Annotated in this window: 11 protein-coding genes; 10 read left to right on the top strand and 1 reads right to left on the bottom strand. The window is 67.2% G+C overall.

Annotated features, from left to right (window positions below; translation table 11 throughout):
* The first annotated feature begins 250 nt into the window (after window positions 1-250).
* From guaB to ACU0DV_RS21145, 4 genes are all read left to right on the top strand, one after another.
* Window positions 251-1,699 carry an IMP dehydrogenase gene (gene guaB, locus ACU0DV_RS21160; RefSeq protein WP_100930433.1) on the top strand — a complete coding sequence of 483 codons (1,449 nt, stop codon included), beginning with the start codon at window positions 251-253 and terminating at the stop codon, window positions 1,697-1,699.
* Window positions 1,699-2,493, top strand: coding sequence for an MBL fold metallo-hydrolase (locus ACU0DV_RS21155; protein ID WP_446241855.1), 795 nt, complete (start codon window positions 1,699-1,701; stop codon window positions 2,491-2,493). Before guaB ends, ACU0DV_RS21155 begins: the two co-directional genes overlap by 1 nt.
* Window positions 2,490-3,650, top strand: a complete 1,161-nt coding sequence (locus tag ACU0DV_RS21150; protein WP_446241856.1) for an RsmB/NOP family class I SAM-dependent RNA methyltransferase — start codon at window positions 2,490-2,492, stop codon at window positions 3,648-3,650. Before ACU0DV_RS21155 ends, ACU0DV_RS21150 begins: the two co-directional genes overlap by 4 nt.
* Window positions 3,651-3,779: 129 nt before the next feature.
* The gene (locus tag ACU0DV_RS21145) at window positions 3,780-6,077 is read left to right on the top strand and encodes an ATP-binding protein (protein WP_446241857.1); all 2,298 of its coding nucleotides are present in this window, start codon (window positions 3,780-3,782) and stop codon (window positions 6,075-6,077) included.
* A 40-nt stretch (window positions 6,078-6,117) separates the two neighbouring features.
* Here the strand turns inward: ACU0DV_RS21145 and ACU0DV_RS21140 are convergent, their stop codons facing one another.
* Window positions 6,118-6,711: a gamma-glutamyl kinase gene (locus ACU0DV_RS21140; protein WP_446241858.1), complete on the bottom strand. Its 594-nt coding sequence runs from the start codon at window positions 6,709-6,711 to the stop codon at window positions 6,118-6,120.
* Between the two features lie 171 nt (window positions 6,712-6,882).
* On the opposite strand from ACU0DV_RS21140, the gene recA reads away from it, so the two are divergent.
* The 6 genes from recA to ACU0DV_RS21110 all read left to right on the top strand — a co-directional run bounded on the left by recA (window position 6,883) and on the right by ACU0DV_RS21110 (window position 12,947).
* The gene (gene recA, locus ACU0DV_RS21135; protein ID WP_100930438.1) at window positions 6,883-7,956 is read left to right on the top strand and encodes a recombinase RecA; all 1,074 of its coding nucleotides are present in this window, start codon (window positions 6,883-6,885) and stop codon (window positions 7,954-7,956) included.
* A 278-nt stretch (window positions 7,957-8,234) separates the two neighbouring features.
* Window positions 8,235-10,907 carry an alanine--tRNA ligase gene (gene alaS / locus ACU0DV_RS21130; RefSeq protein ID WP_446241859.1) on the top strand — a complete coding sequence of 891 codons (2,673 nt, stop codon included), beginning with the start codon at window positions 8,235-8,237 and terminating at the stop codon, window positions 10,905-10,907.
* 92 nt (window positions 10,908-10,999) lie between these two features.
* Complete coding sequence (locus tag ACU0DV_RS21125) at window positions 11,000-11,287, top strand: DUF1330 domain-containing protein (protein WP_100930440.1); 288 nt, start codon at window positions 11,000-11,002, stop codon at window positions 11,285-11,287.
* Window positions 11,284-11,751 carry an MOSC domain-containing protein gene (locus tag ACU0DV_RS21120; RefSeq protein WP_446241860.1) on the top strand — a complete coding sequence of 156 codons (468 nt, stop codon included), beginning with the start codon at window positions 11,284-11,286 and terminating at the stop codon, window positions 11,749-11,751. Before ACU0DV_RS21125 ends, ACU0DV_RS21120 begins: the two co-directional genes overlap by 4 nt.
* 368 nt (window positions 11,752-12,119) lie before the next feature.
* Window positions 12,120-12,398 carry a hypothetical protein gene (locus ACU0DV_RS21115; protein ID WP_446241861.1) on the top strand — a complete coding sequence of 93 codons (279 nt, stop codon included), beginning with the start codon at window positions 12,120-12,122 and terminating at the stop codon, window positions 12,396-12,398.
* Window positions 12,399-12,575: 177 nt separating this feature from the next.
* The gene (locus ACU0DV_RS21110) at window positions 12,576-12,947 is read left to right on the top strand and encodes a hypothetical protein (RefSeq protein ID WP_446241862.1); all 372 of its coding nucleotides are present in this window, start codon (window positions 12,576-12,578) and stop codon (window positions 12,945-12,947) included.
* Window positions 12,948-13,323 lie beyond the last annotated feature (376 nt).

Raw genomic sequence — 13,323 nt, 5'->3', positions numbered from 1 at the left:
CTGCCCGGGGCAGGGTGTGCCTCGGGGATGGGCATCGGGTGCCGGTCCGGTGGCGTGGCGTGTGCGCGGGGTGCCCCGCGGGTGGCCTGCGCGCGTCAGGCAGCTCCGGTCCGGCAGGTACCGTGCGTCGGCCCGCATCAAAGGGGCATTGCGCGGGCGGCATGACGTGGCGGCGGTTTGGGGGTTTCCCTCGCTGACGGCCCATGCAATAGGGACGTGCCAACCGATCCCCTCCCAAAGGAGACTTCCAATGGAGATTCGCGAGGCGCTCACCTTCGATGACGTTCTTCTTGTTCCCGCCGCATCCGTGGTGCTTCCGTCCACCGCGGACACGCGCACCCGGGTGACGAAGTCGATCAAGATGAACATTCCGCTGCTCAGCTCGGCCATGGACACGGTGACCGAAAGCCGGATGGCGATCACCATGGCGCAGGCCGGGGGGATCGGGGTCATCCACAAGAACCTCTCCGTCGACGAGCAGGCGCGCGAGGTCCGGCGGGTCAAGCGCTTCGAATCGGGCATCGTCTACAATCCCGTCACCCTGACCCCCGAACAGACGCTGGCGGACGCCAAGGCGCTGACGGAACGCTACGGCTTCACCGGCTTCCCGGTGGTGGACGAGAAGCACCGCGTCGTGGGGATCGTGACCAACCGCGACATGCGCTTTGCCCAGAAGGACGAGACGCCGGTCAAGGCGATGATGACCTCGGACCGGCTGGCCATCCTGACCGAACCCGCCGACCGCGAGGAGGCGATCAGCCTGATGCGCGCGCGCCGGATCGAGAAGCTCCTGGTCACCGACAAGGACGGCAAGCTGACCGGCCTGCTGACGCTGAAGGACACCGAGAAGGCCGTGCTGAACCCGACCGCCTGCAAGGACGAGCTGGGGCGGCTGCGGGTCGCGGCGGCCACGGGCGTCGGCGACTCGGGCTACGAACGGTCGGAGGCGCTGGTCGATGCCGGCGTCGACATCATCGTCGTGGACACCGCGCACGGCCATTCGCGCGGGGTGCTGGAGGCGGTGACGCGGGCCAAGCGGCTGTCGAACGAGGTGCAGGTCATCGCGGGCAACGTGGCGACGGCGGACGCCACGAAGGCGCTGATCGACGCGGGCGCGGATGCGGTCAAGGTCGGGATCGGCCCGGGCTCCATCTGCACGACGCGGATGGTGGCCGGTGTCGGCATGCCGCAGCTTACCGCCATCATGGACTGCGCGCAGGCGGCGGGCGACGTTCCGGTGATCGCCGACGGCGGCATCAAGTTCTCCGGCGATTTCGCCAAGGCGATCGCGGCGGGCGCCTCCTGCGCCATGGTCGGCTCGATGATCGCGGGCACGGACGAAAGCCCGGGCGAGGTCATCCTCTACCAGGGCCGGTCCTTCAAGGCCTACCGCGGCATGGGGTCGCTCGGCGCCATGGCGCGCGGTTCGGCGGACCGGTATTTCCAGAAGGATGCCGCAAGCGACAAGCTGGTGCCCGAGGGGATCGAGGGGCAGGTGCCCTACAAGGGCCCGGCGGGCGTGGTCATCCACCAGCTTGTGGGCGGTCTGCGCGCGGCGATGGGCTATACCGGCAACGCGACGGTCGAGGACATGCGGCGCAACTGCACCTTCGTGAAGATCACCGGCGCGGGTCTGAAGGAAAGCCACGTCCACGACGTGCAGATCACCCGCGAGTCGCCCAACTACCGGATCGGCTGATGGACGGCGCGGGAACGCCCGGGGTGGATCGCTTCGTCTCAGGCGAGGTGGAGGTCCTGTGCCTGACCGACGGCAGCACCGTGCTGCCGCCGGAGGTCTTTCCTGCGCTCGACGCCGACACCCGGACTGCGCGGCTGGCGGCCCGGGGGATGGAGGACATCACCACCGCCTTCAACGCCTACGTGCTGCGGCACGCGGGCGGGATCGACCTCGTGGACACGGGGTGCGGATCTCTGGTGGGCGAGGGCGCGGGCCATATGGTGCGCCTCATGGCGGACCTCGGGATCGCGCCGCGCGACGTGGACCGCATCATCTTCACCCACCTGCACGGCGATCATGTCGGCGGCGCGTTCGGCGAGGGTGGCCTTGTCTTTCCGCAGGCCGAAGTGCTGATGCACCGCGCGGAGGCGGACCACTGGCGCCGCAAGGACGCGCCCGGCGGCCGCATGGTGGCAGAGGCGGGGCGGCTCCTGCTGCTGGAGGACGGTGCCGACCTGGGTCACGGCATGCGGCTCTGGCACCTGCCGGGACATACGCCGGGCCACAGCGGCCTGCGGATCGGCACGCTGGCAATCGTGGCGGACATCGTGCACGCCGAGGCGCTGCAACTGCCCGACCCGAACCTGTCGCCGACCTATGACGTGGACCCGGTGCAGGCGGCCGAGACGCGTCTGGCCGCGCTGTCCCGCGTCGCGGCCGAAGGTCTGGTCTGGTCCGGCTGTCACATGCTGGGACCGCAGAAGTTTGCCCGCCTCGCGCAGGACGGGGACGGCTTCGCGCGGGTTGCCCTGTGACGCCGGCGGCCCGCATCCAGGCCGCCGCCGAGCTGATCGACCGGATCGCGCAAGGCGAGGCCGCCGAGAAGGCGCTGACCACATGGGGACGTACCTCGCGCTTTGCCGGGTCGAAGGACCGTGCCGCTGTGCGCGATCATGTCTTCGACATGCTGCGGATGTGGCGGTCGACCGCGGCGATGGGCGGCGGAGAGAGCGGGCGCGCCCGGATGCTCGGCCTCCTGCGTCTGCGCGATACCGATCCCGATACGCTGTTCGACGGCAAGGGCCATGCGCCCGCACCGCTGACGGAGGCGGAGCGCGCCGCCGGTCATACGCCCGAAGGCGCCGACGCCTGGGACCTGCCGGACTGGCTGGCCGAGAGGTTTCTTGCGGACCTGGGCGAGGCCGCCGGTCCGACCGCGCTGGCCCTGCGGGACCGGGCGCCGGTCTTCCTGCGCGTCAACACCCTGAAAAGCGATCTGGCGGCGGCGCGTGACCGCCTTGCCGCCGAAGGGGTGGAGACCGCGCCGCATCCCCTGTCGCCCACCGCTCTTGAGGTCCTGTCCGGCGCGCGGGGGCTGGTGCGGACCGGGGCCTTCACCGACGGCTGGGTCGAGCTTCAGGACGCCGCAAGCCAGGCTGTGGTCGATCTGATCCCGGCAGAGGGCGTGGGCCGCGTGCTCGACTACTGCGCCGGGGGCGGGGGCAAGACGCTGGCGCTGGCGGCACGGCTGCCGGGGGCGCGTATCTATGCCCATGACGCCGATCCGGGCCGGATGTCCGATCTGCCGCAACGCGCGGCGCGGGCCGGGGCGGAGGTCACCGTGACCCGTAAACCCGAAGGGGTCTTCGACCTGGTGATGGCGGATGTGCCCTGCTCCGGAAGCGGCGCGTGGCGCCGTGCGCCCGAAGGCAAGTGGCGCCTGACCGAAGACCGCCTGACGGACCTGCAGGGCATCCAGCAGGGCATCCTTGCGACCTGCGCCGACCTCGTCGCGCCGGGCGGCTGCCTCGCCTATGCCACCTGTTCGGTGCTGGCCGTCGAGAACGAGACGCAGATCGCGCGGTTCCTCGCGGAGAGACCGGACTGGCGGCGCGGGCCGTCACGGCAGTTCCTGCCCTCGGACGGCGGCGACGGGTTCTTCGTCTGCTGCCTGATCTCGGGCCACGCCTGACCGCATCCGACCGTGCCGCATGAAGCCACAACCTAGGGCTGTAAGTTGCGTCGTGCGCTATCACGGTTAACATGCCGTTAACCTCTCGGCAGTCGAATGGATGGAGGCGATTCGAGGCGAAAGCCAGTTGTGGAGGACATCATCGCGCGCCGTGGCGACAATTTGCACAGCCTCACCCCGATTATCGGGTCGGTGATCCTTATCGTCATCGCGGCCTGTGCGCTGTGGGTCTCGCAATGGGCCAGCGCGCATGAGGTGCAGGTGGCCGCCCTTGCCGTGACCGGCGCACTGTCCTGCGTGGCGCTGATCTGGCTGGCCGTCGACATCTACCAGTCGGGCCGCAACCGCCGCACGCTGCGTCGTCTTGCCGAGTTCACAGAGACGGAGCCGGGCTTCTGCTTCATCTGCGACGACAGCGGGCGCCTCTACCACGCCAACGCCGCCGCCCGCAGCCGCTTTCAACCGGCAAAGGGAGAGGCGCTGGCGCAGCTCCTGCGCGACGTCTTTGCCAGCAGCGAGGGCATCCTCTACCGGCTCTGGCAAAAGAGCCTGACGACCGGCTACGCGATCGAGGACGTCACCAGCCATTCCGAGGGTTTTCGCATATATGTCAGGCGCTTCTCCGACGACGCTGTGCTCTGGCGGCTGGAGTCGGAGGCGCAGCGCAGCGCCGGGACCGTGCGCAGCGACCTGCCGCTGATGTCGCTGGGCCGGAACGGCGCCATCTTATACATGAACGCCGCGGCGCGCAGCCTTGTCGGCGGGCGGGCGAAACGGCTGGAGGATGTCTTCGTCGACCTGCCGCTGCGCCCGGGCGGCGTGCATCACCTCAGCAACACGGACGGTGAGCAACGGGTGCTGGTGCAGTCGAGCGACATCGGCGCCGGGCGGGTGGAACTGGTGCTCTCGCCCATCGCGACGGAAACGGATCCGGAGGACAGCGTCGGCACCTTCGACGGGCTGCCCGTGCCGCTGCTGAAGGTGTCGCCAGACGGCGCCATCCTGCGCGCCAACCCGGAGGCGCGGCGCATGCTCGACCTCGGCAGCACCACGGCGCCGGGCCAGCTGGCCGAGCACATGGAAGGGCTGGGCCGCGCGATCAAGGACTGGCTGCAGGAGGCGGCGGACGGACGCGGCCTGCACCGCTCGGAGTTCCTGCGCCTGACACGCGCCGACCGCGAGGTCTTTGTCCAGGTGACGCTGAACCGGGTGATCGAGGACGGGGAGAAGCGGCTGGTCGCCGTGCTGAACGACGCGACCGAGCTCAAGACCCTCGAGGCGCAGTTCGTCCAGAGCCAGAAGATGCAGGCCATCGGTCAGCTTGCTGGCGGCGTCGCGCATGACTTCAATAACCTTCTGACCGCGATTTCAGGGCATTGCGACCTGTTGTTGCTGCGCCATGACCAGGGCGATCCGGATTACGGCGACCTAGTGCAGATCAACCAGAACGCCAACCGCGCGGCGGCGCTGGTGGGGCAGCTTCTGGCCTTCTCGCGCAAGCAGACCATGCAGCCGGAGGTGCTGGACCTGCGCGACACGCTGTCCGACCTGGCCCACCTGCTGAACCGGCTGGTGGGCGAGAAGGTGCGCCTGACCCTGCGCCACGACCCGGCGCTGCCGCCCGTCCGCGGCGACCGGCGGCAGCTGGAACAGGTGATGATGAACCTCGTGGTGAACGCCCGGGATGCCATGCCCGAAGGCGGCGAGATCCTCGTGGAGACGGAGCGCCGCATACTGCGCGAACCGTTGAAGCGCGACCGAGCGGTGGTGGCGCCGGGCACCTACGTCTCTGTCCGGGTGATCGACGAGGGCGTGGGCATCCCCGCCGACAAGCTGCAGAAGGTGTTCGAGCCGTTCTTTACCACCAAGCGCACGGGCGAGGGCACCGGGCTGGGCCTCTCCACGGTCTACGGCATCGTCAAGCAGACCGGCGGTTTCATCTTCGTCGACAGCGTGGTCGGGCAGGGCACCTGCTTTACCCTGATGCTGCCCGCCCATGAGGTCGTCGCCGCGAAGGCCGCGCCGGTGGCGATCAAGGAAGAGGCCCGCCTGCCGCAGAAGGGATCGGGCGTGGTGCTTCTGGTCGAGGACGAGGCGCCGGTGCGCGCCTTTGCCGCCCGAGCCCTCCGGCTGCGCGGCTACACGGTGATCGAGGCGGAGACGGCCGAAGACGCTCTGAAGACCCTCGACGACGAGAAGCTGGCGGTCGATGTCTTTGTCACCGACGTCGTGATGCCGGGCATGGACGGGCCGACCTGGGTGCGCAAGGCCCGCGAAAGCCGCCCCGACACGCGCGTCGTCTTTGTCTCGGGTTATGCGGAGGATGCGTTCGGCGAAGGGTCGGAGGCGATCCCGAACTCCGTCTTCCTGCCCAAACCCTTCTCGCTTTCCGAACTGACCGAGACGGTGCACCAGCAGTTGAACTGAAGCCGCCAAGCCCTTGATCGGACAATCGGAACCCCGGCGTTCAGGTGGCGCGTTCCCAGATCTCGAAATCCTCGGCGCACTTGCGGCGCAGCTTCTCTTCCGTCGCAGCGGAAAGGTCGGTGTCGCGCCGGGGCGACACGTTTTCGCGCGGCAGGTCCAGCGTGACGCCCAGCCGATCCTCAAGGAAGCCGATCAGACCGGACTGATTCTCGTACTTGAAGAGATGCGTGACGGAAACGCCGTTGGGGCGCGGCTCCACGAACTTGGCCTGGCTGCCGACATTGGCGAAAGGCGGGCGGTCACCCTGCGCGTAGGCCTGGCAGAAGTCGTCAAAGCTCATGTCGCGGGTCGAGGTCGGCTTGCCCTCCAGAAACGCGCGCTGCCGGTAGCGGTACCAGGATCCAAGCCACGACACGGGTTCGCGGATCACGGCCAGAAGCTCCATGTCCTCGCCGCCGACCTTCTCCAACATCGGGCGGAAGAAGCGGTTGTAGCGGTAGACCGGCGCGTGTTTCAGCTCCGGCGGGTCGGACACGACCATCGACGCCAAGGGGCCAAGCGCCGTCGCATAGGCCGAGGTCCCGGTCTTCGGCACCGCCAGCATCACCAGACGCTGCTTCCAGAACACCAACATTCTCTAAGTCTCTCGATTTGCTCAACCTTCTTTTAACCCTGTGGGCGCAAGCTGCGGAAGGAAAGAATTGACTTGTAATGTTCTACTTTTGTGCTCATCTTGACGAGAACAAGAGGCGAACGAAAGCAGCGATTGCCGCGCCCCGGTGCGTGTGGAATAAGGAGCCAAAGAATGGCAACGGCAGATCTTCTCAGTATGGACAGCAAGCGGAACGCGGACAAGCAGAAGGCGCTGGACAGCGCCCTGGCCCAGATCGAACGACAGTTCGGGAAGGGCTCGATCATGAAGCTGGGTGGCGAGAACGCGATCAAGGACATCGAGTCGACCTCGACCGGGTCGCTCGGTCTCGACATCGCGCTCGGGATCGGCGGTCTGCCCAAGGGCCGGATCATCGAGATCTACGGCCCGGAGTCCTCGGGCAAGACAACCCTGACGCTGCACGTGGTGGCGGAAGAACAGAAGAAGGGCGGGGTCTGCGCCTTTGTCGACGCGGAACACGCGCTCGATCCGCAGTACGCGCGGAAGCTGGGCGTCGATCTGGACGAGCTGCTGATTTCGCAGCCCGACACCGGCGAACAGGCGCTCGAGATCACCGATACGCTGGTGCGTTCCGGTGCGGTGAGCCTCGTGGTCGTCGACTCGGTCGCGGCGCTGACGCCGAAGTCCGAGCTCGAGGGCGACATGGGCGACAGCTCCGTCGGCGTGCACGCCCGCCTGATGAGCCAGGCGATGCGCAAGCTGACCGCGTCGATCAGCCGGTCGAACTGCATGGTGATCTTCATCAACCAGATCCGCATGAAGATCGGCGTCATGTTCGGCTCTCCGGAGACGACGACGGGCGGCAACGCGCTGAAGTTCTACTCTTCCGTCCGTCTCGACATCCGCCGCATCGGCGCGATCAAGGACCGCGACGAGGTCGTCGGCAACCAGACCCGCGTGAAGGTGGTGAAGAACAAGGTCGCGCCGCCGTTCAAGCAGGTCGAATTCGACATCATGTACGGTGAAGGCATCTCCAAGATGGGCGAGCTTCTGGACCTCGGCGTGAAGGCCGGTGTCGTGGACAAGTCCGGGGCGTGGTTCTCCTACGGGGACGAGCGGATCGGGCAGGGGCGTGAGAACGCCAAGACCTACCTTCGTGAAAACACCCGCGTCGCGCTTGAGATCGAGGACAAGATCCGTGCCGCGCACGGGCTGGACTTCCACATGCCGGAAGAAGAGCCGGACATGGTCGACGACGACGAATAGTCCGGCCTCGCCAAGGGGATCGGTCCTTCTCCGAAAGACAATGGGGCGTCCTGCGGGGCGCCCTTTTCTTTGAAAATGCTTTTTGCTGACCCGAATTTGGGGGCCATAGGACCACCCATTTCCGCCCTGTAGACCTGTGGGTCCGGGACCATGACGTCATGGTGAAGTGGCCGCCCGCGTCAAAGGCCCGGCCGAACCCTTTGTTGCCATGGACAGATGCCCGCACGGCAGATACATCAGGCCACCAGACCTGATAGCCCGCAAAGAGGCCCCGAGACATGGCAAGCCTGAACGACATCCGTTCCACATTTCTGAACTACTTCGAGAAGCAGGGGCACCAGATCGTCCCGTCGAGCCCGCTCGTGCCGCGCAACGACCCGACGCTGATGTTCGTCAACTCGGGGATGGTGCAGTTCAAGAACCGCTTCACCGGCGTCGAGAAGGGCGATTACGACCGTGCGACGACCGCGCAGAAATGCGTGCGGGCGGGCGGCAAGCACAACGACCTCGACAACGTGGGGTACACCGCGCGGCACCACACCTTCTTTGAAATGCTCGGGAATTTCTCGTTCGGCGACTATTTCAAGAAGGAGGCGATCCCCTTCGCCTACGAACTGGTGACGCGCGAGTTCGGGATCGACAAGAACCGGATCTACACCACCGTCTACCATACCGATGACGAGGCCTTCGAGATCTGGAAGAAGGTGGGCGTGCCGGAGGACCGGATCATCCGGATCGCGACCTCCGACAACTTCTGGCAGATGGGCCCGACCGGTCCCTGCGGTCCGTGCACCGAAATCTTCTACGACCACGGCCCCGAGGTCTGGGGCGGCCCGCCGGGATCGCCGGAAGAGGACGGCGACCGCTTCATCGAGATCTGGAACGTCGTCTTCATGCAGAACGAGCAGTTCGAGGACGGCTCCATGAAGGCGCTCGACATGCAGTCGATCGACACCGGCATGGGGCTGGAGCGGATCGGCGCGCTTCTGCAAGGCAAGCACGACAACTACGACACCGACCTGATGCGCTCGCTCATCGAGGCGTCGGCGCATGCGACGTCGGTCGATCCGGACGGGCCGGGCAAGATGCATCACCGGGTGATCGCCGACCACCTGCGCTCGACCTCCTTCCTGATTGCGGACGGCGTGATGCCGTCGAACGACGGGCGCGGCTACGTGCTGCGCCGGATCATGCGCCGCGCCATGCGCCACGCCCACCTGCTGGGCGCGCAGGATCCGCTCATGCACCGGCTGGTCCCGGCGCTGGTCCGCCAGATGGGCACCGCCTATCCGGAACTGTCGCGCGCACAGGCGATGATCGAGGAGACGCTGCTGAGCGAAGAGACCCGCTTCAAGCAGACGCTCGACCGCGGTCTGAAGCTGCTGGACGAGGAACTGGCGGGCCTTGGCGAAGAGGCGGCCCTGCCGGGCGAGACGGCCTTCAAGCTCTATGACACCTTCGGTTTCCCGCTCGACCTGACGCAGGATGCGCTGCGCGAAAAGGGCCGGTCTGTGGACACCGCGGGCTTCGACGCCGCCATGGCGGAACAGAAGGCGCGCGCACGGGCGGCGTGGTCCGGTTCGGGCGACGCGGCCGACACCGCTGTCTGGTACGACATCGCGGAAACCGCGGGCGCAACCGACTTCCTCGGCTACGACACCGAGCAGGCTGAGGGCCAGGTGCTGGCGCTGGTCAAGGACGGCGCGCAGGTCAAGTCGCTGGCCGAGGGCGAGAAGGGCTGGATCGTCCTGAACCAGACCCCGTTCTACGGTGAAAGCGGCGGTCAGGTCGGCGACACCGGCTGGCTGCGCCGTCTGGAAAACGAACGCGAGATCGCGACGGTCGAGGACACGCAGAAAATGGGCGGGGGCAAGGTCTTCGCGCATCTGGTTCAAGTGAACAAGGGTACGTTCACCAAGGGCGACGCGCTTTCACTTGAGGTCGATCATGGCCGCCGGTCCGCGATCCGGGCGAACCACTCCGCCACGCACCTGCTGCACGAGGCGCTGCGCGAGGCGCTTGGCGATCACGTGGCACAGCGCGGCTCGCTCAACGCGCCGGACCGGCTGCGGTTCGACTTCAGCCACGGCAAGGCGCTTTCCGCGTCCGAAATCAAGGACGTGGAGCGGGACGTGAACACCTACATCCGGCAGAACGCGCCGGTGTCGACGCGCATCATGACGCCGGACGACGCGCGCGCCATCGGGGCGCAGGCGCTGTTCGGCGAGAAGTACGGCGACGAGGTCCGCGTGGTGTCGATGGGCTCGAAGCCCGGTTCCGGCAAGGGATCGGACGGCGCGACCTATTCGCTGGAGCTTTGCGGTGGCACGCACGTCCGCCAGACCGGTGACATCGGGGCGTTTGTTTGCCTCGGCGACAGCGCGTCCTCTGCCGGCGTGCGCCGGATCGAGGCGCTGACCGGGCAGCTTGCGCTCGACCACCTTGCCCAGCAGGGCCAGACGCTGGCCGCCGTCGCGGCAGAGCTGAAGGCGCCGGCCTCCGAGGTTCCGGCCCGTGTCCGCGCGCTGATGGACGAACGCCGCAAGCTGGAGAACGAGGTGGCCAGCCTGCGCCGCGAACTGGCGATGGCCGGTGGCGGGCAGGGCGCAGGTCCCGAGGCCGAGGAGATCGGCGGGGTGAAGTTCCTGGCGCAGGTGCTGACCGGCGTGACGGGCAAGGACCTGCCGCCGCTGATCGACGAGCACAAGACCCGGCTCGGTTCCGGCGCGGTGCTGCTGATTGCCGATGCCGGTGGCAAGGCGGCCGTGGCCGCAGGTGTGACGGATGACCTGAAGGGCACGCTGTCCGCGGTCGACCTCGTCAAGGCCGCGGTGCCGGAACTGGGCGGCAAGGGCGGCGGTGGCCGTCCCGACATGGCCCAGGGCGGCGGCGCTTCGGTCGAGAACGCCGATGCCGCGATCGCCGCGGCGCGGGCCGTGATCGCCGGATGACGCGCGGCCGGGCTTGACCCCGGCGCCCTTCACCGCTTCAAACCATGGGGCCCCGGACACGCGCCGGGGCCAATTCTTTTGGAGGAAATGAGATGCCAGCACTCTGGATCGCGCATGTGTCGGTCACCGACGCCGAGGCCTACGGAAAATACGCCGAACTGGCGGGGCCCGCCATCGCCGCCCACGGCGGAGAATTCATCGCGCGCGGCGGCCGTTACGTGCAGCTCGAAGGCCGTGACCGGCCGCGCAACGTGGTCGCCCGCTTTCCCAGCGTCGAGGCTGCGGTGGAGTGTTACAACTCGGATGCCTATCAGGCGGCGCTGGATCACGCCCGCGGTGCCTCCGAACGCGACCTGATGGTGGTCGAGATCACCGAGTGATCCCGCTTGCAGAGCTGCGCCGCCGCTTTGCCGGGCCGGGGCGGGTCGACTGGATCGGCCTCCGGCCCGCCCGGCTGGCACTCCCGCAGGCCGTCACCCGCTGCACGGTGACGGAAAACGGGCTGGAGGGCGACCACGGGCGCTGCGGCAAACGTGCCGTCACCCTGATCCAGGCGGAACACATCCCCGTCATCGCGGCGCTCTGCGGGCGGACGGTCACGGCAGAGATGCTTCGCCGCAATATCGTGGTTTCCGGGCTCAACCTGACCGCCGCGCGGGAGTTCGGCCTTCAGATCGGCGAGGTGATGCTAGAGATCACCGCCCCCTGCGCGCCGTGCTCACGGATGGAGGCGGTTCTGGGGCAGGGCGGTTACACCGCGATGAGGGGTCACGGCGGCTGGTGCGCCCGGGTGGTGACAACGGGTGAAATCGAACTCGGTCACAGGGTTATCCACAGGAGTTGAACCCAATTCGGCGCCTTCCCGCCCGAACTTCACCGCGGCGTGAGCAATGCTTTGCCATCGGCGGATTCCGGCCTTTCGCCTGTCTTTGAGAAGTGGCTGATTCGAGGGAAACTGTGAATACCGTGCAGTTATCCACAACAAAGTTTTCTGAATCTGGAAATGTTTCCGCTTCTGAAAGCGAATTGGGGCCGCCAACACCGCGGAACCGTTGCAAAAATATGGCACTCTGGCCACAGATTCCCGAATTTCCGGGGGAATCCGGGGGTCTAGGGCGATTTTGCGTCGGCAAGTACGGAATTCCTGTCGCGCCACCTGAATTTCTTTGGCTAAGGTTCTCTCACCTACAATTTTTTCTTGGGAGAAAGATCATGAAAAAAGTTCTTGCTGGCGCCGCTGTTCTCGCAGCTCTCGCAGCTCTCGCAGCTCCGGCCTTCGCTTGGGAAGGTCAGGTCGTGGCGTGCTACGACAAAGTTTGGGTCCCCGCCAAGTACAACACCTCCAAGACCCTGATCATGGCAGCTCACACCGAGTGGGAGCACGCAGCCAACGGTCAGATGGTGCAGATGCACTACCCGGCGGTCTACAAGGAGAACAAGACGCTGGCAGCGCCCGGTCATTACGTGGCCGTGAAAACCGCCTGCAGATAATCCTCTCCTGAGGTGAAACAAATCGAAGGGCGTGGGGAGCTGCCAACCCGCGCCCTTTTTGCTTGCCGTGGCCTTTGTGTTTCTGCCCCGGAAATTCTCCGGACACAGCCTGTGGAAAACTTGCCAATGCGCCGGAAATATTGAAGACTCCGGCGCAGGGCTGAAACAGGGGGCAACATGGGACGCGTCTTGGCGTGGACATTGGTATTGGCGTCTCTTGCCAATTCCGCCGCTTCTGCGGTGGACACAGACGGGGTGCCCGCTCCGCGCTGCTACAAGAAAGTCAGCGTCGAGGCGAAATACGATTATTCCCGGCGTCTCGTCCGCAAGGCCCGCCTCGTGCACGACGAGAATGACAAGGGGCAGATCACCATGACCCATTACCCGGCGATCTATATCGAGGAAAAGACCCTCGTCACGCCGGCCTACGTACTGCTCCGGGAAGTGAAATGCACGAAGCGGGTCCTGCGCCGCGCCGAGCCTCTGCCCAGCAGCACATGCGTTCAGACCCGCGGCTGCGAAGAACTCGAACCCGCCGCCGCAGACTGACCCCAGACCTTCGTACCACAAACGAAAGAGGCCGGTCCGACCCGGCCCCTTCCTTCATCTTGGAAAAAATACCTGCGGGGGTCCGGGGGGGGCACCCCCCGGCGGGGGGGGCGGGGGCGGGGGGGGCGCCCCCGCCGCCCGCGCCCGCCCCCCGCGGGGGCCCGCCCCACCGGGTGCCCCCCCCCCCTGCGCCCCCGGGGGGCGGGGCCCGCCGCGGGCCGGGGGGCCCCCCGGGGGCCGCCCCAGGCGCTCCCCCCCCCCCCAGCCCCCCCCCGGGGGGCCGCGCCGTGCGTGCCGGGGTGCCCCCCGCGCGGGGGCCCCCCCCGCCGGGGGGTGCCCCCCCCGGACCCCCGCAGGTATTTTTTCCAAGATGAAG

The organism is Sagittula sp. (assembly GCF_052825245.1).
This window is presented reverse-complemented; position numbering and strand designations above follow the sequence as displayed.

What these genes read in the sequence shown, in the direction of transcription:
- ACU0DV_RS21155 (WP_446241855.1), top strand. Translation starts at nt 1,699, where the DNA reads ATGGACGGCGCGGGAACGCCCGGGGTGGATCGCTTCGTCTCAGGCGAG.
- ACU0DV_RS21115 (WP_446241861.1), top strand. Translation starts at nt 12,120, where the DNA reads ATGAAAAAAGTTCTTGCTGGCGCCGCTGTTCTCGCAGCTCTCGCAGCT.
- alaS (WP_446241859.1), top strand. Translation starts at nt 8,235, where the DNA reads ATGGCAAGCCTGAACGACATCCGTTCCACATTTCTGAACTACTTCGAG.
- ACU0DV_RS21110 (WP_446241862.1), top strand. Translation starts at nt 12,576, where the DNA reads ATGGGACGCGTCTTGGCGTGGACATTGGTATTGGCGTCTCTTGCCAAT.
- ACU0DV_RS21140 (WP_446241858.1), bottom strand. Translation starts at nt 6,711, where the DNA reads ATGTTGGTGTTCTGGAAGCAGCGTCTGGTGATGCTGGCGGTGCCGAAG.
- guaB (WP_100930433.1), top strand. Translation starts at nt 251, where the DNA reads ATGGAGATTCGCGAGGCGCTCACCTTCGATGACGTTCTTCTTGTTCCC.
- recA (WP_100930438.1), top strand. Translation starts at nt 6,883, where the DNA reads ATGGCAACGGCAGATCTTCTCAGTATGGACAGCAAGCGGAACGCGGAC.
- ACU0DV_RS21125 (WP_100930440.1), top strand. Translation starts at nt 11,000, where the DNA reads ATGCCAGCACTCTGGATCGCGCATGTGTCGGTCACCGACGCCGAGGCC.